Here is a 22,938-nt window from a genome sequence, read left to right on the forward strand (position 1 = left end):
ACCGAGGCTCTACAGCATTCCTATGCCCCGCCTTCATTCGCCGCGGACGCCCGCCGCGCGCTGTCATCGCCGCCCGTCCCGGTCGGCCGCGCTCAGCGTCTCGCCGATCAAGGCGACCGACTCCGGCTCGATGAGCATCCGCTCGTGCTCCACGGCCACCCGGTGCTCGACGATGCCTCCGCGCACGTACGGCCGCCACGCTGCGGGAGTGACGCCGGCCGCCGTGCTGGCGGCGGAGGAGACGAACAGAAGGTCGCCGCCGAACACCGCTGGGCGGTGCGCCCGCATCATCCGGACGTTGTCCACGAAGGTGTCGATCATCCGCACGAGTTCGGCGTCCCCGAGGTCCAGCACCGAGGGGTTCTCCCGGCGCAGGAAGGCCAGGTACTGCTCGACGGGCAACTCGCCGCGGGCGATCGCCTCCGAGTCGAAGTCGAAGCCGACCGAACGCATCTGCGCCGCGATCACCTCCTCCCGGGTGGGCGGCGCGCTGTCCGGGGCCTCCGGGTGAGCGTCCAGGACAGCCAGCAGCTCGACGGTGGCGCCCTCGCGCTCCAGCCGGGCGGCGACCGCGTGCGCGACGTGGCCGCCGAAGGACCAGCCGAGCAGCCGGTAGGGCCCCTCGGGCCGGGTCTCGCGGATCGTCCGGGCGTACCGCTCCGCCATCTCCTCGACATCGGCCGGGCGGCCGTGCGCGTCCGCCAGGCCGTGGGCCTGCAGACCGTAGACCGGCTGACCGGGGTCGAGGTGGCTGAGCAGCGCGGCGTAGCACCAGGCGGCACCGGAGGCCGGATGGATGCAGAACAGCGGCGGGCGGGTGCCGCGGGTGCGCAGCGGCAGCAGGTGGCGCATGGTGCCACCGCCCCCGTTCGCCGCCTCCCCGCTGCGCGCGTGCTCGGCGAGCAGGTCCGCGAGCGCGGCCGGGGTCGACGCGTCGAACAGCATCCGCACCGTCATCGGCGCGCCCAGCACCGCCCGGACCCGGGTGACCAGGGCCGCCGCGAGCATCGAATGACCGCCGTACTCGAAGAAGCCGTCGTCCACACCGACGGCCGGGAGCTTCAGCACCTCGGCGAACAGTCCGCAGATGATCTCCTCCTGCGCACCGCGCGGCGCGCGGCGAGGCCGGTCCGTGTCGTGGACCGGGGCGGGCAGGGCCCGGCGGTCCAGCTTGCCGGTGCCGGTGAGGGGCAGCCGCTCCAGGCGGACGACGGCCGACGGCACCAGGTGGTCCGGCAGGGTCCGGCGCAGCCGTTCACGTTCGGCTGCCGGGTCGTAGGCGGCGCCGGGCTCGACCACGACGTAGCCGACCAGCCGCTGGTCCCCCGGTGCGTCCTCTCGGACCAGAGCGGCGGCGGCTGTCACCCCGGCTCCGGCCGCCAGCGCGTGCCGGACCTCGCCGAGTTCGACCCGCTGGCCGCGGATCTTCACCTGGTCGTCGACCCGGCCGAGATACTCCAGTTCGCCCTGTCCGTTCCATCGGGCGAGGTCCCCGGTGCGGTACATCCGGGCACCAGCCGGACCGTACGGGTCGGCGACGAAGCGCTCGGCTGTCAGGCCGGGCCGGGCGTGGTAGCCGCGGGCCAGGGCGGCCCCGCCGACGTACAGCTCGCCCGCGTCTTCGGGGACCACCGGGCGCAGTCGGGCGTCCAGCACGCGCAGGCTCGTGTTGTCGAGTGGACGGCCGATCGGCGCGCTCTCCGGCCACTGGTTCACCGCCTCGGGCAGCGTCCACGCCGAGACGACGTGGGTCTCGGCCGGGCCGTAGTGGTTGTGCAACCGGGCCTGCGGGTGAGCGGCGAAGAAGGAGCGGACGGCCTCGCTCGGGTCGAGCGCCTCCCCGGCCTGGGCAACGGTGCGCAGCGCGGACAGGTCGTCCCCCTGCTCGGCCGCCGCCTCGAACACCGCGTCCAGGACCAGGTTCGGGGCGAGCAGTTCCTCGATCCGGTGCTCGGCCAGCCAGGCGGAGAGCGCGACCGGATCGCGTCGGACGTCCTCCGGGCAGACCACCAGGGTGTCGCCGTGCAGCAGGGCCGCCAGCAGTTCCTGGACCGACACGTCGAAGCCGACGGCGGAGAACTGGGCGAGCCGGCGCGGGCCGGCCGCGGGTAGGGCCCGGCGGTGCCAGTCCAGGAGGTTCCGCAGGGCCAGGGTGGTCATCACGATGCCCTTGGGGCGGCCGGTGGAGCCGGAGGTGTAGATGACGTACGCGGGGTGCTGTGCCGAGGGGCGCCGCCGTTCGGGCACCGGGGCGGCCTCGGCCTCGTCCGGCCGCGCGATGTCGAGCACTCGCGCGGCGCGGGCCGGCAAGCCGGCCCGCAGGGTGGCGTCGGTGACGACCACCGCCGGGTCGAGGTCCGCCAGCATGACGGCGACGCGCTCCGGCGGCAGCGCGGTGTCCAGCGGCACGTACGCGGCCCCGGACTTGAGGATCGCCACGAGCGCGACCACCAGGTCCGCCCCGCGCGGCAGCAGGACGGCCGCATAGCGCTCCGGTCCGGCGCCGGCCGCCCGGAGCCGCGCGGCCAGGTCCTCGGCGCGCTGGTCCAGTTCGCGGTAGCTCATGGCGGTGGGGCCTGCGAGCACGGCGACGGCCTCCGGGGTGGCGGCGGCCCGCGCCTCGAACTGCTCGGCGAGGCCGCGGTCGGCCAGGTCGCGGCGCGGTCCGCGGCCGGCCAGCAGCGACTCGGCCGCCTGCTGCGGATCAGCCGTGCGCAGCTCGTCCACGACGACGTCCGGACGCTCGACCGCGTCGGCGAGGACGGTGAGCAACTGGCCGACGATCCGCCGGGCGGCCGCCCGGTCGTAGGCGTCGGTGCTGTGGAGCAGGCGGCCGGCGATGCCGGAGGGCCGACCGTCCGCGTCACGGCGGCCGAACAGCGAGAAGGACAGATCGAGCCGTGCCGTCCCGGTCTCCGGGCGCTCCTCGGCGAGCCGTAGGCCGTCCACGGCGGTGGCGCCGACCGTGTCCGCCCGCTGATCCTCCCAGACGATCTCGACCTGGAAGAGCGGGTGGCGCGCGCGGGACCGAGCGGGGTTGAGAGCCTCGACCAATCGTTCGAATGGCAGGTCCTGGTTCTCGTACGCGGCGAGATCGCGCTCGCGCACCCGCTCCAGCAACTCGGCGAAGCTCGGCGCGCCGGACAGGTCGGTGCGCAGGACCAGGGAGTTGACGAAGAAGCCAACCAGCGGCGCGAGCGCCTCATCGGTACGCCCGGCGACCACGGTACCGACGGGGATGTCGTCACCGGCCCCCATGGCGCGCAACACGACCGCCAGGGCCGCCTGGATCACCATGAACGGGGTGGCGTGGTGGGCGACCGCAAGCTCGCGGATCCGGGCATGCAGCTCGGCCGGGATGTCGAAGGGGATGGTCTCGCCCCGGTTCGAGAGGAGATCGGGACGTCGGCGCCTGGCAGGCAGCGGAAGGTCCTCCGGGAGATCCGCCAACTCCTCTTTCCAGTAGTCGATCTGCCGGCTGATCAGGCTGTTCGGATCGTCCTCGCTGCCGAGCAGGTCGCGCTGCCAGAGCGTGAAGTCGGCGTACTGGACGGACAGCGGCACCCAGTCGGGCGCACGGCCGGCGGTTCGCGCCCGGTAGGCCTCGACCAGGTCGTGGGCGACCAGCCGCAGCGACCAGCCGTCCCCGGCGATGTGGTGGATCAGCAGGACGACCACGTGCTCGTCATCGCCGGGCTGGAAGAGCCAGGCGCGGACCGGGATTTCGGCCTCCAGGTCGAAGGGTTGCCGCACCGCTTCGGCGACGTCCCGGCCCAGGTCCGCGGTGGGCGCCACGGTGAGCGGCACCCTGGCGTCGGAGCGCACCACCTGGTGGGCGCCCTCCTCGTCGGCGGCGATGACGGTGCGCAGGATCTCGTGCCGGGCGGCAAGGTCCTGAAGGGCGGCGTCCAGCGCGGCCACGTCGACCTCTCCGGTGAGCCGCAACGCGGTCGGGATGGTGTAGACCGGCGAGGGGCCGTCGAGCTGGTGGAGGAACCAGAGCCGCTGCTGGGCGAAGGAGAGCGGGATCCGCCCCGGCCGTCCGCCCACCGGAAGCGCGGGGCGGGCCCGGCCGGCCCCCTCCAGCGCGGCCGTCAGCCCGGCGACTGTCGGCGCGTCGAACAGCTGCCGGACGGCGACCTCGGCGCGGAATACGGTCCTGATTCGGCTGACCAGCGCGGTGGCGAGCATGGAGTGGCCGCCGAGGTCGAAGAAGTCGTCGTCGATACCGACCTGTTCGAGGCCGAGGATCTCGGCGAACAGCGCGCAGAGCACCTCCTCGCGCTCGGTGCGCGGGCCCCGGCCGCCGCCTCCGGCGACCATGGGGGCGGGCAGCGCCCGCCGGTCCACCTTCCCGGAGCCGGTCAGCGGGACGGACTCCAGCTCGACCATCACACCCGGCACCATGTAGTCGGGCAGTGAGCCCGACAGGAAGGGCCGCAGGTCCGCGATGTCGGTACCGGGGCGCACGACCACGTAGCCGACCAGCCTGCGGTCACCCGGCGTGTCCTCACGGACGGCCGCGACGGCCCGCTCCACACCCGGGTGCGCGAGCAGCGCGGACTCCACCTCGCCCAGCTCGATCCGGAAACCGCGCACCTTGACCTGGTCGTCGACCCGCCCGAGGTAGTCCAGCCGACCGTCCGCACGCCACCGCACCAGGTCACCCGTGCGGTACATCCGGGCGCCCGCCGGACCGAACGGATCGACGGTGAACCGCTGCGCCGTCAGCCCCGGCCGGGCGTGGTAGCCCCGCGCCACACCGGCACCGGCCACGTACAACTCCCCCGGCACCCCCACCGGCACCGGACGCAACCCACCGTCCAGCACATACACCGAGGTATTGGCCACCGCAGTACCGATGTCCGGGGTGGCTCCGCTGGAGACCCAGGACATGGTCGAGTAGATGGCGGCCTCGGTCGGACCGTAGCCGTTGGACAGGGACAGCGCCCGGTCGGTCAGCGCGGTCGCCAGATCGGTGCGCAGCGCCTCGCCGCCGACCAGCAGGCAGAGGCCGTCGAAGGCGTCCGGGTCGTCGGCGAACACGGCCTGGAGGTGGCTCGGCGTGGCCTGGACCATCAGGGTGCGGGCCGCGGCCCGCTCCCCGCGCATCAGGGCGGCCAGCGCGAGCGGGTCGCGCACCGTGTCCGCAGGTGCGACGACCACGGTCGCACCGGTGACCAGCGGGAGGAAGACCTCCAGGGTGGCGATGTCGAAGGCGATGGTGGTCACCGACAGCAGCCGGTCCCCCGGGCCGAGGCCGAAGCGTTCGGCCATCGCGGCGACGGTGTTGGCCAGGCCGGAGCGGGTCACGACGACGCCCTTGGGGCGGCCGGTGGAACCCGAGGTGTAGATCATGTACGCCGCACCGGAACCCGGCACCGCGACCGTCGCGTCCGCGACCGGCTCGACGGACAGGTCCGCCTCGTCCAGGTACAGCCGCGGCACCTCCGCCGCCACCGCCGGATCGACGGTGCGGTCCGTCAGCACGAGCGCCGGAGCGGCGTCCTCCAGGACGAAGCCGATCCGCTCCACCGGGTGCGTGGGGTCGACCGGCACATAGGCCGCACCCGCCCGCGCCACCGCCAGCAACGCCACCACCAACTCCACCGAACGCGGCAGCACCACCGCCACGAAGGACTCCGCACCGACGCCACGCCCACGCAGCGCCCACGCCAACCGGTTCACCCGCTCATCCAGCTCCCCGAAGGTCACCGAACCGTCCGCGGCCTCCACCGCGACCTCCCCCGGGCGCTCCCGCGCCGCCCGGGCGAACCACCGCGGCAGATCACCCCGCGGCACCACCACCGACGCACCGGCCCCCGCGGCCACCAGCTCCCGCGACTCCGCCTCCGACAACAGCCGCACCCCACCGACCCGCACCGACGGATCCGCCACCACCTGCTCCAACAGACCCGTGAACCACAGCGCGAACCGCTCCACCGTCGACCAATCGAACAAATCCTCCGCGAACTCCAACGCACCGACCAGTCCGGACGGCCGGCCGTCGGGGCCCTGGAAGGACTCGCCGAGCGAGAAGCGCAGGTCGACCATGACCGCGCCGGTCTCTACCGCGTCGGTGCGCACCGAGATCCCCGACAACTCCGGCGCCTGGTCGAGCAGTTCCTGCTGGTCGACGGTGTTGAGGGCGAGCATGGTCTGGAACAGCGGATGGCGGGCCGTGGAGCGGGCGGGGTTCACGGCCTCGACGACCCGCTCAAAGGGCACGTCCTGGTGCGCGAACGCCGCCAGGTCCCACTCCCGCACCCGCTCCAGCAACTCCACGAAGCTCGGATCACCCGACACGTCCGTACGCAGCACCAGCGTGTTCACGAAGAACCCCACCAGCCCGTCCAACGCGTCATCGGTACGACCCGCCACCGGCGAACCCACCGGAATGTCGTCACCACCACCGAGCCGATGCAACAGCACGGCCACCGCCGCCTGCACCACCATGAACACACTCACCCGGCAGCGCGCCGCCAGCTCCACCAGCCCCGCGTGCACCTCCCCCGGCACCACCAACGGCACCCGGCCGCCCCGGTAGGACGGCACCACCGGACGCGAGCGGTCCCACGGCAGCACCAACTCCTCCGGCACACCCGCCAGAGCCGACTGCCAGAAGCCCAACTGCCTCCCCAACTCGGAGCCTTCGCCCTCCGCCAGCAGCTCCCGCTGCCAGAGCGCGAAGTCCGCGTACTGCACCGGCAGCGCCTCCCACCGCGGCGCCGCGCCACCCACCCGGGCACCGAACGCCACCGCCACGTCCCGCACCAGCACCGGGACCGACCAGGCGCCGTCACCGGCGATGTGGTGCATGACCAGGACCAGCACGTGCTCGGTCGGGCCGACCCGCAACAGCGCGGCCCGCAGCGGGATTTCGCTCCGCAGGTCGAAGGACCGGCGGACCACGGCGGCCGTGGCGGCCGTCACCTCGGCCGCGGACACCGCGGTCACCGGCAGGTCCGGTTCGGCGGAGTCCAGGATCCGCTGGTACGGGCCCTCGGCGTCCTCGGCGAAGACGGTGCGCAGGCTCTCGTGCCGCGCCACCACATCGGCCAGCGCGGCCCGCAGCGCGGCCACGTCCAGCGCACCGTCCAGCCGCAGGGCGACCGGGACGTGGTAGGCGGGGTTGGGACCCTCCAGCCGGTCGATGATCCACAGCCGCTGCTGGGCGTAGGAGAGCGGGATGCGGTCGGGGCGCGGTCCGGCGGTGATCCGGGCCCGGCCCCCGCCGGCGGCGTCCATGGCGGCCGCCAGGCGTTCGACGGTGGGCGCCTCGAACAGCGCGCTGATCGGAAGCTCCATGGCGAACTCATCGCGGATCCGGGAGATCAGTCGCATGGCGAGCAGCGAGTGTCCGCCGACCGCGAAGAAGTCGTCGTCGATGCCGACCGCGGGCAGCCGCAGCACCTCCGCGAACACCGCGGCGAGCGACTCCTCGCGCGGGGTGCGGGGCGCGCGGAACTCGGCGGCGGTCAGGTCCGGGGCGGGCAGGGCCCGGCGGTCCAGCTTGCCGTTGGGGGTCAGCGGGAAGGCGTCCACCCGGACGAAGGCTGCCGGGACCATGTACTCCGGCAGCTGCTCGGCCGCCCGGCGGCGCAACGCGTCGACGTCGGCCAGCGGGTCGTCCAGGTAGGCGACCAACCGGCGCTCACCGCGTTCGTCGGTGTACACGGTGACGACCGCGCGGCCCTGGTCCAGGTACCGGGTGAGCACGGCCTCCACCTCGCCGAGCTCGATCCGGAAACCCCGCAGCTTGACCTGGTCGTCGACCCGGGCGAGGTGTTCCAGCTCGCCGTCGGCGGTCCAGCGGGCGAGGTCGCCGGTGCGGTACATCCGCGCGCCGGGGGCACCGTACGGGTCGGCGACGAAGCGCTCTGCGGTGAGCCCCGGACGGCCGTGGTAGCCACTGGTGACGCCGTGCCCGGCCAGGTAGAGCTCACCGGGCACGCCGGGCGGCACCGGCCGCAGGCCGGCGTCCAGGACCTGGGCGCGGGTGTTGGCGATCGGTGCGCCGATCAGCGGCGCGGTGCCGGGCGCGACCCGCCAGGCGGTGGACCAGACGGTGGTCTCGGTCGGCCCGTACACGTTGAGCACCGCCTCGGCCGAGCGGCCCAGCCGCTCGGCGAGGTCGCGCGGCAGCGCCTCGCCGCCGACCAGCACGGTCAGGCCGTCCGCCGCGTCCGGCGCCTCCTCCAGCACGGCCTGCCAGAGCGACGGGGTGGCCTGCATCACCGTGGCGCCGCGCATCTCCCCGGCCAGCCGCCGCGGGTCGCGGACCAGCTCGCGCGGGGCGAGCACGGTGGTGGCGCCGCAGAACAGCGGCAGGAACAGCTCCAGGGCGGCGATGTCGAAGCCGACCGTGGTGACGGCGAGCAGCCGCTCCCCCGGGCCCAGCGGCACGAGCTCGCGGAAGCCGGTCAGCATGTTGTCCAGGGCGGCGCGCGGAACCACCACGCCCTTGGGGCGGCCGGTGGAGCCCGAGGTGTAGATCAGGTACGCGGCCTGGCGGCCGTCCGGCGCCGGCAGTGCCGCGGCCGGGCCGTCCACGGCCGGACCGTCCGCGTCGGGGGCGAGGACGGGCAGGCCGTTCGGCGCGGTGAAGTCGGGCCCGGCGACGGCGAGCACCGGAGCGCAGTCGGCGAGCATGTGGGCGATCCGGTCGGCCGGGTACTCGGTGTCGAGCGGCAGGTAGGCAGCGCCGGTGCGCAGCACCGCGAGCAGGGTGACCGGCAGCTCGGCGGTCCGGGGCAGCGCGACCGCCACCACCCGGCCGGGGCCGGCGCCGGCGGCCGCCAGCCGGCCGGCGAGCCGGGCCGAGCGCTCGGCCAGCTCACGGTAGGTCAGGGTGTCGGCCCCGGCGGCCAACGCCGGCGCGTCGGGCGTCTCGCGCACCCAGCGGTCGAAGGCGGCGAGCAGGTCCTCCGGCACCTCCCGGCCGGTGAGGTTCCACCGCTCCAGGACGTTGCGGCGCTCCTCGTCGAGCAGCACGTCGATCTGCTCGACGGGTGCCTCGGGCCGGGTCGCGAAGGCGGCGAGGACGCGCTGGAAGCGCTCCACAAGCAGGGCGGCGGTCGCGGGGTTGAAGAGGTCGTCGGCCACCGTGAGCGCGCCGCCGAGACCGTCCGGGCGCTGCCGCGCGTCGCCGCGCTCCTCGATGCTGAAGGAGAGGTCGAAGCGGGCGAAGCCGCTCTCGGTCGAGTAGCCGGCCACCCGCAGCCCTGGCAGGTCCGCCACCGCCTCGCCGACGTCCCGCCGGTCGAGGCTGTTCCAGGTCAGCAGGGTCTGGAACAGCGGGTTGCGGGCCATCGAGCGGGTCGGGTTGAGTGCCTCCACCAGGCGTTCGAACGGCAGGTCCTGATGGTCCTGGGCCGCCAGCACGAGGTCCCGGCTACGGGCGACCAGTTCCTCGGCGCTCGGGCCGCCGGACAGGTCGTTGCGTAGCACCAAGGTGTTGACGAACAGTCCGACCAGGCCCTCCAGCGCCTGGTCGGCCCGACCACCGACCGGGGTGCCGATAGGGATGTCGTCCCCCGCGCCGAGCCGGTGCAGCAGGGTGGCGACGGCGGCCTGGACCACGGTGAACAGGCTGGTCCGGTGGCGGCGGGCGAGCGCCTCCAGGCCCTCACGGACCGGCTGGGGCACGACGATCGGCACGGTCGTGCCCCGGTGCGAGGAGGTGGCCGGGCGCGGACGGTCGGTCGGCAGCGACAGCTCCTCGGGCGAGCCGTCGAGCACGGTCGTCCAGTACTTCAGCTGGCGGGAAACGAAGCTGTCCGGGTCGTCCTCGCTGCCGAGCAGGTCGCGCTGCCAGAGCGCGTAGTCGGCGTACTGGACGGGCAGCGGCTCCACGGCGGGAGCCTCGCCGCGCACCCGGTTCGCGTACGCGCCCAGCAGGTCGCGCACCAGGACCGGCCGGGACCAGCCGTCGCCGTTGACGTGGTGCTGGAGCAGCAGCAGGACGTGCTCCTGCTCGCCGAGCTCGAACAGGGTGACCCGCAGCTGGGGTTCGGCCCGCAGGTCGAAGGCGTGGCGCTGGGCCTCGGCCACCAGGGCGGGCAGTTGCTCCTCGGTGGCCCGCACCGTGAGCGGCTCGGGCACGGCGGTCGGGGGCAGGAGGATCTGCTCCGCGGCCTCCCCGTCCCCGTCGACCGGGGCGAAGACGGTGCGCAGGGTCTCGTGCCGTTCCACCAGGTCGGCCAGCGCCGCCCGCAGCGCGGAGCGGTCCAGGGCCCCGGTGAGCCGGAGCACGGTCGGGATGTTCCACACCGGCGAGGGCCCGTCGAGCTGGTGGAGGAACCAGAACCGCTGCTGGGCGAAGGACAAGGGGATCATCGGGCGTTCCTCCTGCGCAGAACCGGGCGGGCCGGGGCCGCGGCGCGGTCGGCGTCGTCGAGATGGGCGTCGAGCTGGGCCACCGTCGGGTGGCTGAAGAGCGCGCGGACGCTGAGGTCGAGGCCGAGCCGCTCCCTGACCCGGCCGACGATCCGGCCGGCGAGCATGGAGTGGCCGCCGAGGTCGAAGAAGTCGTCGTCGATGCCGACCTGTTCGACGCCGAGGATCTCGGCGAACAGCGCGCAGAGCACCTCCTCGCGCTCGGTGCGCGGGCCCCGGCCGCCGCCTCCGGCGACCACCGGGGCGGGCAGCGCCCGCCGGTCCACCTTCCCGGAGCCGGTCAGCGGGACGGACTCCAGCTCGACCATCACACCCGGCACCATGTAGTCGGGCAATGAGCCCGACAGGAAGGGCCGCAGGTCCGCGATGTCGGTACCGGGGCGCACGACCACGTAGCCGACCAGCCTGCGGTCACCCGGCGTGTCCTCACGGACGGCCGCGACGGCCCGCTCCACACCCGGGTGCGCGAGCAGCGCGGACTCCACCTCGCCCAGCTCGATCCGGAAACCGCGCACCTTGACCTGGTCGTCGACCCGCCCGAGGTAGTCCAGCCGACCGTCCGCACGCCACCGCACCAGGTCACCCGTGCGGTACATCCGGGCGCCCGCCGGGCCGAACGGATCGGCGGTGAACCGCTCCCCCGTCAGCCCCGGCCGGGCGTGGTAGCCCCGCGCCACACCGGCACCGGCCACGTACAACTCCCCCGGCACCCCCACCGGCACCGGACGCAACCCACTGTCCAGCACATACACCGAGGTATTGGCCACCGCGGTGCCGATGTCCGGCAGCCTGCCGGCCCGGACGGGAGAGCTGGTGGACCAGACCGTGGTCTCGGTCGGGCCGTACATGTTGCGCACCGACTCCGCCGCGCCGGCCAGCGCGTCGGCGAGGTCACGCGGCAGCGCCTCGCCGCCGACCAGCGCCCGCACCCCCTGGACGGCGGTGGCGTCGGCGTCCAGCAGCGAGCGCCAGAGCCCGGGGGTGGCCTGCATCAGCAGGGTGCCGGGCCGTTCACGCCGGGTGCGCAGCAGTGCGGCGAGCGCGCCCGGCTCCCGGACCAGCTCCGGCGGTACCACGACGGTGGTGGCGCCGGTGACCAGCGGCAGGAACAGCTCCAGTAGGGCGATATCGAAGGCGACCGTGGTGACGGCGACGACCTGGTCGCCCGCGCCGAGGTCGCAGCGGCCGGCCATGTCGTGCAGGAAGTTGGCCACCGCCTCGCGGGTCACGACGACGCCCTTGGGGCGGCCGGTGGAACCCGAGGTGTAGATCATGTACGCCGCACCGGAACCCGGCACCGCGACCGTCGCGTCCGAGACCGGCTCGACGGACAGGTCCGCCTCGTCCAGATACAACCGGGCCACATCCACGGCCACCGCCGGATCCGCCGTACGGTCCGTCAACAGCAGCACCGGAGCGGCATCCTCCAGAACGAAACCGATCCGCTCCACCGGATGCGCCGGATCCACCGGCACATAGGCCGCACCCGCCCGCGCCACCGCCAGCAACGCCACCACCAACTCCACCGAACGCGGCAGCACCACCGCCACGAAGGACTCCGCACCGACGCCACGCCCACGCAGCGCCCACGCCAACCGGTTCACCCGCTCATCCAGCTCCCCGAAGGTCACCGAACCGTCCGCGGCCTCCACCGCGACCTCCCCCGGGCGCTCCCGCGCCGCCCGGGCGAACCACCGCGGCAGGTCACCCCGCGGCACCACCACCGACGCACCGGCCCCCGCGGCCACCAGCTCCCGCGACTCCGCCTCCGACAACAGCCGCACCCCACCGACCCGCACCGACGGATCCGCCACCACCTGCTCCAACAGACCCGTGAACCACAGCGCGAACCGCTCCACCGTCGACCGATCGAACAAATCCTCCGCGAACTCCAACGCACCGACCACGCCCGCGGGCACCCCGCCGGCGGCGCGCTGCTCGGAGAGGTTGAAGGTGAGGTCGAACTTGGCGCCGCCGGCCGGGGCGGGCAGCAGCCGGGCGGTCAGCCCGCCCAGCGGGACGGTGGCGCCCTCGCCGACCGGGGTGTTGTCCCACATCAGCATGGTCTGGAACAGCGGGTGGCGGACCATCGACCGGGCCGGATTCACGGCCTCGACGACCCGCTCGAAGGGCACGTCCTGGTGCGCGAACGCCGCCAGGTCCCACTCCCGCACCCGCTCCAGCAACTCCACGAAGCTCGGATCACCCGACACGTCCGTACGCAGCACCAGCGTGTTCACGAAGAACCCCACCAGCCCGTCCAACGCGTCATCGGTACGACCCGCCACCGGCGAACCCACCGGAATGTCGTCGCCACCACCGAGCCGATGCAACAGCACGGCCACCGCCGCCTGCACCACCATGAACACACTCACCCGGCAGCGCGCCGCCAGCTCCACCAGCCCCGCGTGCACCTCCCCCGGCACCACCAACGGCACCCGACCACCCCGATAGGACGGCACCACCGGACGCGAGCGGTCCCACGGCAGCACCAACTCCTCCGGCACACCCGCCAGAGCCGACTGCCAGAAGCCCAACTGCCTCCCCAACTCGGAGCCTTCGCCCTCCGCCAGCAGCTCCCGCTGCCAGAGCGCGAAGTCCGCGTACTGCACCGGCAGCGCCTCCCACCGCGGCACCGCGCCACCCACCCGGGCACCGAACGCCACCGCCACGTCCCGCACCAGCACCGGAACCGACCAGCCGTCACCGGCGATGTGGTGCAGCACGACGAGCAAGGCGTGCTCGTCCGGGCCGAGTTCGAAGAGGGTGGCGCGCAGCGGCATCTCCTCGGCGAGGTCGAAGCCGTGGGCCGTCGCCTCCGCGATCCGCTCGGCCAGCTCCTCGGGGGCGCAGGGCACCACGTCGAGCTCGGGCCGGGGGTCGTCCAGGACGACCTGGTAGGCACCCTCGGTGTCCTCGGCGAAGACGGTGCGCAGGCTCTCGTGGCGCTCCACCACATCGGCCAGCGCGGCCCGCAGCGCGGCCACGTCCAGCGCGCCGCTGATCCGCAGGGCGCTGGCGAGGTTGTAGGTGGCGCTCGGCCCCTCCATCCGGTGCAGGAACCAGAGCCGCTGCTGGGCGAAGGAGAGCGGGATGCGGTCGGGCCGGGACATCGGCCGGACGGCCCCGCGGGCGCCGGCCGCCTGCCCCAGCACGGCGGCGAGCCGGGCGACGGTCGGGGTCTCGAAGAGCTGACGGACGCCGATCTCCACGCCGAGGGTCGAGCGGATCCGGCCGACCAGCCTGGTGGCGAGCAGCGAGTGTCCGCCGAGCGCGAAGAAGTCGTCGTCGATGCCGACCGCGGCCAGTCGCAGCACCTCGGCGAACAACCCGCAGAGGATCTCCTCCTGCGGCGAGCGCGCGGCCCGCCCGGCGGGCACCGTCCGGGCGGCGGGCTCCGGCAGGGCGCGCCGGTCCAGCTTGCCGTTGGCGGTCAGCGGCAGGGCATCCAGTGGCACCAGGGCGGACGGCACCATGTAGTCGGGCAGTTCGGTCGCCAGGGCGGCGCGCAGCGCCTCCGGGTCGGCCGTCTCGCCGAGCGCCGGGACGACGTACGCGACCAGCCGCTTGTCCCCCGGCTCGTCCTCGCGGACCACCGCGGCGCAGCGCTGCAGGCCGGGGATCCGCGCGAGCGCCGCCTCGACCTCGCCGAGCTCGATCCGGAAGCCGCGCAGCTTGACCTGGTCGTCGGAGCGCCCGACGTAGACCAGCTCGCCCTGTTCGGTCCGCCGGACCAGGTCGCCGGTGCGGTACATCCGCGCGCCGGGCGCGCCGAACGGGTCGGCGACGAAGCGCTCCGCGGTGAGCTCGGGACGGCCGAGGTAGCCGCGGGCCAGGCCGGCGCCGGTCAGGTAGAGCTCGCCGGTCACGCCGGTCGGGACCGGGAGCAGGCCGGCGTCCAGGAGGTAGCCGGCGGTGTTGCTGATCGGGCGTCCGATCGGCGGGGTCCGCGGCCAGTCGGCCGGGTCGGCGGGCAGCTCGTGGCCGGTCACCACATGGGTCTCGGCCGGGCCATAGTGGTTGTGCAGCCTGGTCCCGGTAGCGGCGTGGTGGGCGCGCACCGCCGCGCCGAGCGTGAGCGCCTCACCGGCCTGCACGATGTGGCGCAGCGCGGACAGCTCGATGCCGTCCTCCCGGACGGCCTCCAGCACGCCGTCGACGACCAGGTTCGGCGCGTACAGCTCGCCGACGCCCTCGTCCCGCAGCCAGCGGGCGAGTTCGCGCGGGTCGCGGCGGACCTCCTCGGGGCAGACGGCGAGCGTCTTGCCGCCGAGCAGGGCGGCGAGCATCTCCTGCACGGAGACGTCGAAGCCGACCGCGGTGAACTGCGCGACCACCGTGCCGACCGGCCCGGGCACCGCCCGCTCGTGCCAGGAGAGCAGGTTGGCCAGGGTGCGGCCGGGCAGCACGATGCCCTTGGGCCGGCCGGTGGAGCCGGAGCTGTAGATCACGTAGGCCGGGTGGTCGGGCAGGATCCGGGGCTCGGGCGCGGCGGGCGCCGGCGGGCGCTCCTGGTCGAGCAGCAAGGTCCGCGCCTCGGTCGATGGCAGCCCGGCCAGCAGTTCGCCGGTGGTCACCAGGACCTCGGGCGCGGTGTCGCCCAGCATGAAGGCGAGCCGCTCCGCCGGGTAGTACGGGTCGAGCGGGACGTAGGCCGCGCCGGTGCGCAGCACGGCGAGCAGGGTGACCACCAGGTCGACCCCGCGTGGCAGGGCAACCGCGACGAACCGCTCCGGGGCGGCACCCAGCGCGGCCAGTTCGCCGGCCAGGGCGGTGGCGGCCACGTCCAGCTCGCGGTAGCTCAGCCGGCGCCCGGCCTCGGCGACCGCGACGGCCTCCGGGGTGGCGGCCGCCCGCGCGGCGAAGCGCTCGGCGAGCGGGCGCGGGTCGAGCGGCACCGCGGGACCGGTGAGTTCGGCCGACTGCCGGGCCCGCTCGGCCTCGTCGAGCAGGTCAATGCGGTGCACCGGCCGGTCGGCGTCGGCGACGACGGCCCGCAGCACCCGGACCAGGGAGTCGGCGAGCCGCTGGGCGGTGGCCCGTTCAAACAGGTCGGTGCTGTACTCCAGCCGGACGGCCAGCCCGGCCGGGGCGCCGCGCTCGGCCCGCAGGTCGGCGAAGGCGAGCAGCAGGTCGAAGGTGGCCACGCCGGTGGAGACGTCCGCGACACTCAGCTCCAGGTCGGGCAGCTGCACGGCGCTCTGCCCGGCGGCCTCCAGGTGCCCGGCGTTGTTCCAGGTGACCATGGTCTGGAAGAGCGGGTGACGGGCCGGGACACGCTCCGGGTTGAGCTCCTCGACCAGCCGCTCGAACGGGACGTCCTGGTGCGCGTAGGCGCCGAGGGCGGTCTCCCGGGCGCGGGCCACGACCTCGGCGAAGGAGGGGTCGCCGGAGAGATCGGTGCGCAGGATTAGGGTGTTGACGAAGAATCCGATAAGGCCTTCCAGGGCCTCGTTGGTCCGGCCGGCGCTGGGCGTGCCGAGCGGAACGTCATCGCCGGCGCCGAGCCGGGAGAGGGTCACCGCGAGGGCGGCCTGCACCACCATGAAGAGGCTGGCGCGGTGCTGCTGCGCGAGCGCGTCCAGCGCGCCGTGCAGGTCCGCGGGGATCTCGAAGCGCAGTTCGTCGCCGCGGTGGCTCGGCACGGCCGGGCGGGGGCGGTCGACGGGCAGCGCGAGCTCCCCAGGCAGGTCGGCCAGCGTGGCGCGCCAGTGGTCGAGCTGGCGGGCGAGTTCGCTGGACGGGTCCTCGGTGGAGCCGAGCACCTCCTGCTGCCAGAGCGTGTAGTCGGCGTACTGGACGGCGAGCGGATGCCAGGCCGGGGCGGCGCCGGTGCTGCGGGCCGCGTAGGCGGCGGCGAGGTCCTTGACCAGCAGCGGCATCGACCAGCCGCCGTCACCGGCGATGTGGTGCATGACCAGCAGCAGCGCGTGCTCGCGCGATGAGCGGGCGAACAGGTGGGCCCGCAGCGGGATCTCCCGCGCGAGGTCGAAGCCGGCGCGGGCCGCTTCGACGAGCCGGGCGTCCGCCTCCTCGCCGGCCGCCTCCTCGACGGTCAGCACCGGGGCGAGCGGGGGCAGGATCCGCTGGTACGGGCCCTCGGCGTCCTCGGCGAAGACGGTGCGCAGGGTCTCGTGCCGCTCCACCACGTCGGCCAGGGCGGCCCGCAGGGCGTCGAGGTCCAGCGCGCCGGTGAGCCGCAGGGCGACCGGCACGTTGTAGGTGGCGCTGTCCCGGCCCTCGAACTGGTTGAGGAACCAGAGTCGTTGCTGGGCGAAGGAGGCGGGAAGCCGTTCCGGCCGGGGCCCGGCGGCCAGCGGGGCGCGCTTGGCGCCGCTCGCGTCCAGGTGGGCCGCCAGGGCGGCGACTGTCGGCGACTCGAACAGCCGGCCGATCGGCAGGTCGATGTCCAGAACCGAGCGGATCCGGCTGACCAGACGCATCGCGGCGAGCGAGTGCCCGCCGCTGACGAAGAAGTCGTCGTCGATGAAGATCCGCGGCCGGTCGAGGATCTCCGCGAACAGCCCGCAGAGGATCTCCTCCTGCGGCGAGCGCGGCAGCCGTCCGCCGGTCTCCCGCTGCTCGGGCGGCTCCGGCAGGGCCTTGCGGTCGAGCTTGCCGTTGGGCGTCAGCGGCAGGGCGTCCCGCGCGACGAACACCGAGGGCACCATGTAGTCGGGCAGGACCCGGCCGAGGTGGGCCCGCAGGGCGGCGGCGGTGGCGGTGCCGGTGGTCCAGGCGACCAGGCCCGGCTCGCCGGAGGCGCCGGTGCGCACCCCCACCGCGGCCGCGCCGACCTGCGGGTGGGTGGCGAGCACCGACTCGATCTCGCCGATCTCGATCCGGAAGCCGCGCAGCTTGACCTGGTGGTCGCTGCGTCCGACGAACGACAGCTCACCGTCGGCGCTCCACCGGGCGAGGTCGCCGGTGCGGTACATCAGGGTGCCGCGCGGCCCGTACGGGTCGGCGACGAAGCGCTCCGCGGTCAGGGCGGGCCGGGCCAGGTAGCCGCGCGCCAGGCCGTCGCCGGCCAGGTACAGGTCGCCCGCGACGCCGGCCGGTACCGGGCGCAACGCGGCGTCCAGGACGTAGGCGCGAGTGTTGTCGATCGGCCGGCCGATGTGCGGGGCGCGCGGGCCGACCGGGGCGGCGGTGGACCAGATGGTGGTCTCGGTCGGGCCGTAGACGTTGAGCACCGAGGACGCGCCAGCCGCGAGGGTGGTGGCGAGGGCGGGCGGCAGGGCCTCGCCGCCGACCAGGACCCGCAGCCCGGCCAGGACCTCCGGGTCGTGGCCGACGACCGCCTGCCAGAGGGTGGGGGTGGCCTGCATGACGGTGACGGACCGTCCGGTGAGGGCGGCGCGCAGCGCGTCGGGGTCGCGGACGGTGTCGCGGGAGGCGAGGACCACCGTGGCGCCGGCGGCCAGCGGCAGGTAGAGCTCCAGGCCGGCGATGTCGAAGCCGACCGTGGTGACCGCGAGCAGCCGGTCCCCGGGGGCCAGCGGGCAGCGCGCGGCCATGGCGACCAGGAAGTTGTCCAGGGCGGAGCGGCGGACGACGACGCCCTTGGGGGCGCCGGTCGAGCCGGAGGTGTAGATGACGTACGCGGGGGTGGCGCCCGCGGCGCGCTCGGCCGGGTCGCCGTCCGGCAGGCCGTCCAGGTCCGTCCGGTCGACCAGGACGGTGGCCGGGCCGTCGGCGGGCAGGTCCGGCCGCAGCCCGTCGGTGGTGACCAGGACGGCGGGGGCCGCCTCGGCAAGCATCCGGGCGAGCCGGTCGGCGGGGAACTCCGGGTCGAGCGGCAGGTAGGCGGCGCCGGACTTCAGCACCGCGAGCAGGGTGACCAGCAGGTCGGCGCCGCGCGGCAGCAGCACGGCCACGAAGCGCTCGGGGGCGGCGCCCCGGGAGCGCAGCAGCCCGGCGAGGGCGTTGGCCCGCGCGTTGAGCTCGGCGTAGCTCAGGGTGGTGTCGTCGGTCTCCAAGGCGGGCGCCCCGGGCCGTTCGGCGGCCTGCCGCTCGAAGCGGTCCAGGAACCAGCGGTCCTGGGCGGGCCGGGAGGTGGCGTTCCACTCGTCGAGGACGGTGGCGTGCTCGCCGTCGAGCAGCACGTCGACGGCGCCGACCGCGCGGCCGGGTTCGGCGACCAGGCGGCCGAGGACCGCGATGAAGCGCTCCACCAGCCGCTCGGCGGTGGCCGGGTCGAAGAGGTCGGTGGCGTACTCCAGGATGCCGGACATGCCGGCGGCGGTGCCGTCCTCCGCCGAGCGCTCGCGCAGGTTGAAGGCGAGGTCGAACTTGGCCGCGCCGCTGCCCACGCCGCGGGTGCTGACGGTGAGCCCGCGCAGCCGGGCGATGGCCTCCTCGGCGCCGTCGGCGCTGTTGTTGTTGAACGCCAGCAGGGTCTGGAACAGCGGCGAACGGGCCAGTGAACGGGCCGGGTTGAGTACCTCGACCAGTCGCTCGAAGGGCAGGTCCTGGTGGGCGTAGGCAGCGAGGTCGGTCTCCCGGACGCGCTGCAGCAGCTCGGTGAAGGTCGGGTCGCCGGACAGGTCGGTGCGCAGCACCAGGGTGTTGATGAAGCCGCCGACCAGGTCGTCCAGGGCCTCGTCGAGGCGCCCCGCGATCGGGGTGCCGAGCGGGATGTCCTCGCCCGCGCCGAGCCGGGAGAGGGTCACCGCGAGGGCGGCCTGCACCACCATGAAGACGGTCACGTTGGCGCTGCGGGCAAGGTCCGCGACCGCCGCGTGCAGGTCGGCCGGGATCTCCAGGCCGGTGTTCGCGCCCCGGTAGGAGGCCACGGCCGGACGCGGCCGGTCGACCGGCAGGTCGAGTTCCTCGGGCAGGTCGGCGAGCGTCTCGGTCCAGAAGGCGAGTTGGCGGGCCGCCAGGGACTCCGGGTCGTCCTCGGAGCCCAGGACCTCGCGCTGCCAGATCGCGAAGTCGGCGTACTGGACGGGAAGTTCCTTCCAGGACGGGGCCCGTCCCGCGGCCCGGGCGGTGTAGGCGCGGGTGAGGTCGCGGGTGAGCAGCGGGGTGGACCAGCCGTCGCCCGCGATGTGGTGCAGCACCACGACCAGTTCGTGCCGGTCCTCGGCCAGCTCGAACAGGTGGAGCCGGACGGGGGGTTCGGTGGCGAGGTCGAAGGGGTGGCGGGCCTGCTCGGCGAGTTCGGCGTCCAGCCGCTCCTCGCTGCAGCGGGACACCATCAGCTCGGGAGCGGTCGCGGCCAGCAGCACCTGGTGGGCGCCCTCGTCGTCCTCGGCGACGACCGTGCGCAGGCTCTCGTGTCGGGCGACCACGTCGGCGTACGCGGCAGCCAGTGCCTCCCGGTCGAGCGGGCCGTCCAGCCGCAGCGAGGAGACCAGGTTGTAGACCGGGTTCGGCCCCTCCAGCCGGTGCAGGAACCAGAGCCGCTGTTGGGCGTAGGAGAGCGGGATCCGCTCGGGCCGCTCCTGAGCGGCGCGCAGCGGCGCCCGGCCGGCCCCGGCGGAGTCCAGTACCCGGACCAGGGCGGCCGGGGTCGGGTTCTCGAACAGTCGGCGCACCGCCACCTCGATGCCGAGGGCCGTGCGCAGCCGGCTGACCAGCCGGATGGCGAGCAGCGAGTGCCCGCCGAGCTCGAAGAAGTTGTCGTCCGGGCCGACCGAGGGCCGGCCGAGGACGCCCGCGAACAGCTCCCCGACCAGTTCCTCACGCGGGTCGCGGGGCGCCCGGTGCACGGCGAGGCCGTCCGGGGCCTCGTCAGGGGCGGGCAGCGCCTTGCGGTCCACCTTGCCGTTGGGGGTCAGCGGCATGGCGGCGAGTGCGACGGTGGCCGCCGGGACCATGTATTCGGGCAGGGCGGCGGCGAGGTGGGCGCGCAAGCCCTCCCGGTCGACGTCCTCCGGCGTGACGTAGGCGACCAGCCGCTGGTCGCCGAGGCGGTCCTCGCGCAGCACCACCACGGCCCGGGCGACGCCCGGGAAGCGGGCGGCCGCGGACTCGATCTCGCCGGGCTCGATGCGGAAACCGCGCAGCTTGATCTGGTCGTCGGCCCGCCCGGCGTACTCCAGGTTGCCGTCGAGGCGCCAGCGGGCGAGGTCACCGGTGCGGTACATCCGCTCGCCGGGGGAGCCGTACGGGTCGGCGAGGAAGCGCTCGGCGGTCAGGCCGGGACGGTCGGCGTAGCCGCGAGCCAGCACCACGCCGGCCACATACAGCTCGCCGGTGACGCCGGGGGCGACCGGACGCAGCGCGGCGTCCAGCACGTAGCTGCGGGTGTTGGCGAATGGACGGCCGACCGGCACCGGGCCGTCCGGCAGCTCGGCACCCGGCTCGACCCGGTGCTCCAGGCAATTGACGGTCGCCTCGGTGGGGCCGTACGCGTTGATCACCAGGGCCTGCGGGTTCGCCTGGCGCCAGGCCCGGACGGCCTCGCCGCGCAGCGCCTCGCCGCCCAGCACGAGCGTGCCGGAGGGCGAGACCTCGGCGGACAGGGCGTCGAGCAGTTCCAGGTGGCTCGGGGTGCCCTTGAGGAAGGTCGGCCGGGGACCGCCGACGGCGTCGGGCAGTTCGGCCACGTGCACGGTACCGCCGGAGACCAGCGGGGTGAACAGGCCGGTGACGGTGAGGTCGAAGGCGACCGAGGAGTGCGCGAGGACGAGACCGGCCGCGTCCGGGTAGACCGCGCGGCCTCGGCTCAGGTAGGCGCCGACGGAGCGGTGCTCGACCACCACGCCCTTGGAGCGGCCGGTGGAGCCGGAGGTGAAGATGACGTAGGCCGGGTCGTGCGGGTGCGGGACGGCCGTGAACGAGGGCGCCTCACCCTCGTTCACGGTCAGCGTCTGGTGTCCGTCGAGCGCGGTGCCGGGCTCGGCGAGGACGAGCATGGGGGCACTTTCGGCGAGCACGGCGGCGATCCGCTCAGCCGGGTGGGCCGGGTCGATCGGCTCGTACGCGGCGCCGGACTTGGCGACGCCGAGCAGGGCGACCACCAGGTCCAGCCCCCGCGGCAGGATCACCGCGACGTACCGGCCCGGGCCGGCTCCGCGGGAGATCAGCTCCCGGGCCAGGAAGCTCGACCTGGCGTCGAGTTCGCGGTAGCTCAGCGATCCGTCGTCGGCCAGCACCGCGGTCGCCCCGGGGGTGCGCTGGGCCTGCGCAGTGAACAGCTCGGGCAGGCTGGTGCGCTCGATCGCGCCGACCGGGCCCCTCGCCCAGCCGGTCACCTGCTCGCGCTCGGCCGGCAGCAGCAGGTCGATCCGGCCCACGGGCAGTTCCGGCCGCCGCACCAGGGCGTCGAGTGCGCGCAGGAAGCGCCTGGCGACGGCCTCGACGGCCTCCTGGTCGAACAGCTCGCGCTGGTGGAAGAGCTTGAAGCGCAGCTGCTCCTGCGGCATGCCGACCAGGCTGAGCGGGAAGTGGTTGGCGGAGTGGCTCTCCGCGCCGACCACCTGGACCCGGTCGGTCTCCGGGGTGACCTCGGGCGCCTGGTCGAACGGGAAGTTCTCGAACACCACCGAGGTGTCGAAGAGCGGTCCGAGCCCGGCGCGGTGCTGCACCTCCTGCAGGCCCACGTGCTGGTGCGCCATCAGCCCGGTCTGGCCGAGGTGCACCCGCTCCAGCAGTTCCCCGGCGGTCTCCTCCGGGCGCAGTCGCACCCGCAACGGCAGGGTGTTGATGAACAGGCCGACCATCGACTCGATGCCGGGCAGCTCGGCCGGACGCCCGTTGACCGTCACGCCGAACACGACGTCGTCGCGGCCGGTGATCCCCGCCAGCACCAGCGACCAGGCGGCCTGGACCACGGTGTTGACCGTCACCCCGGCCTCCCGGGCACGCGCGGTGAGCGCCCGGGTCGCCTCCTCGGAGAGCCCGAACTCGTGGCGGCCCGGGTCCTGCGGGACGTGGTCTGCGGCACCGACCCGGGTGGGCGCGGCGAGCCCGTCCAGCATGCCGTCCCAGGCGGCACGGGTCGCCTCGGCGTCCTGCGCGGCGACCCACTCCAGATACCTGCGGTACGGCACGACCGGCGGCAGCTGCCCGAGGTCGGCGTCCGAGGTGTAGAGCAGGTGGAACTCCTTGAGCAGGGTCGGCAGCGACCAGCCGTCCAGCACGGTGTGGTGGACGGTCAGCACCAGCCGGTGGTCGAGCGCGCCGAGCCGCACCAGGGTGAAGCGGATCAGCGGCGGGCGGCCGATGTCGAAGCGGCGCTCGCGGTCCTCCAGCACCAGCTCGCGGACCCGTCGCCCGGCCTGCTCGGCGCCGAGGCCGGACAGGTCCTCCTCCGTCCACGGCAGGGTGAAGCGAGCCGCGACCACCTGGGCCCACTCGCCGTTCGCGCGCTGCCGGAAGGCGACCCGCAGGCTCGCGTGGCGGGTCAGCAGCGCCTCGGCGGCCCGGCGGGCCCGGGCCGCGTCCAGCGGGCCCGCCAGGTGGAAGGTCGACTGGACGGTGTAGACGTCCGGTGTCGACTCGTCGTAGACGCTGTGGAAGAGCAGGCCGCTCTGGAGCGGGGACAGCGGCAGGATGTCGTCGACCGTTCGGGTGGGGCGTGCCACG

Annotated in this window: 2 protein-coding genes; both read right to left on the reverse strand. The window is 74.5% G+C overall.

Going from position 1 to position 22,938, the window contains the following annotated elements:
* Window positions 1–63: 63 nt before the first annotated feature.
* Window positions 64–10,338 (reverse strand): non-ribosomal peptide synthetase, encoded by a 10,275-nt coding sequence (locus BOQ63_RS15295; RefSeq protein ID WP_150475915.1) that lies wholly within the window; start codon window positions 10,336–10,338, stop codon window positions 64–66.
* On the reverse strand, window positions 10,335–22,937 hold the full coding sequence (locus tag BOQ63_RS15300; protein ID WP_150475916.1) for a non-ribosomal peptide synthetase: 12,603 nt from the start codon (window positions 22,935–22,937) through the stop codon (window positions 10,335–10,337). Before BOQ63_RS15300 ends, BOQ63_RS15295 begins: the two co-directional genes overlap by 4 nt.
* Between the last annotated feature and the right edge of the window lies 1 nt (window position 22,938).

Source organism: Streptomyces viridifaciens, from assembly GCF_001888885.2.
Taxonomy (GTDB): domain Bacteria; phylum Actinomycetota; class Actinomycetes; order Streptomycetales; family Streptomycetaceae; genus Kitasatospora; species Kitasatospora aureofaciens.

Bases quoted from the DNA above. Each gene is read 5' to 3' on its own strand.
- BOQ63_RS15295 (WP_150475915.1), bottom strand. From the start codon at position 10,338: ATGATCCCCTTGTCCTTCGCCCAGCAGCGGTTCTGGTTCCTCCACCAG.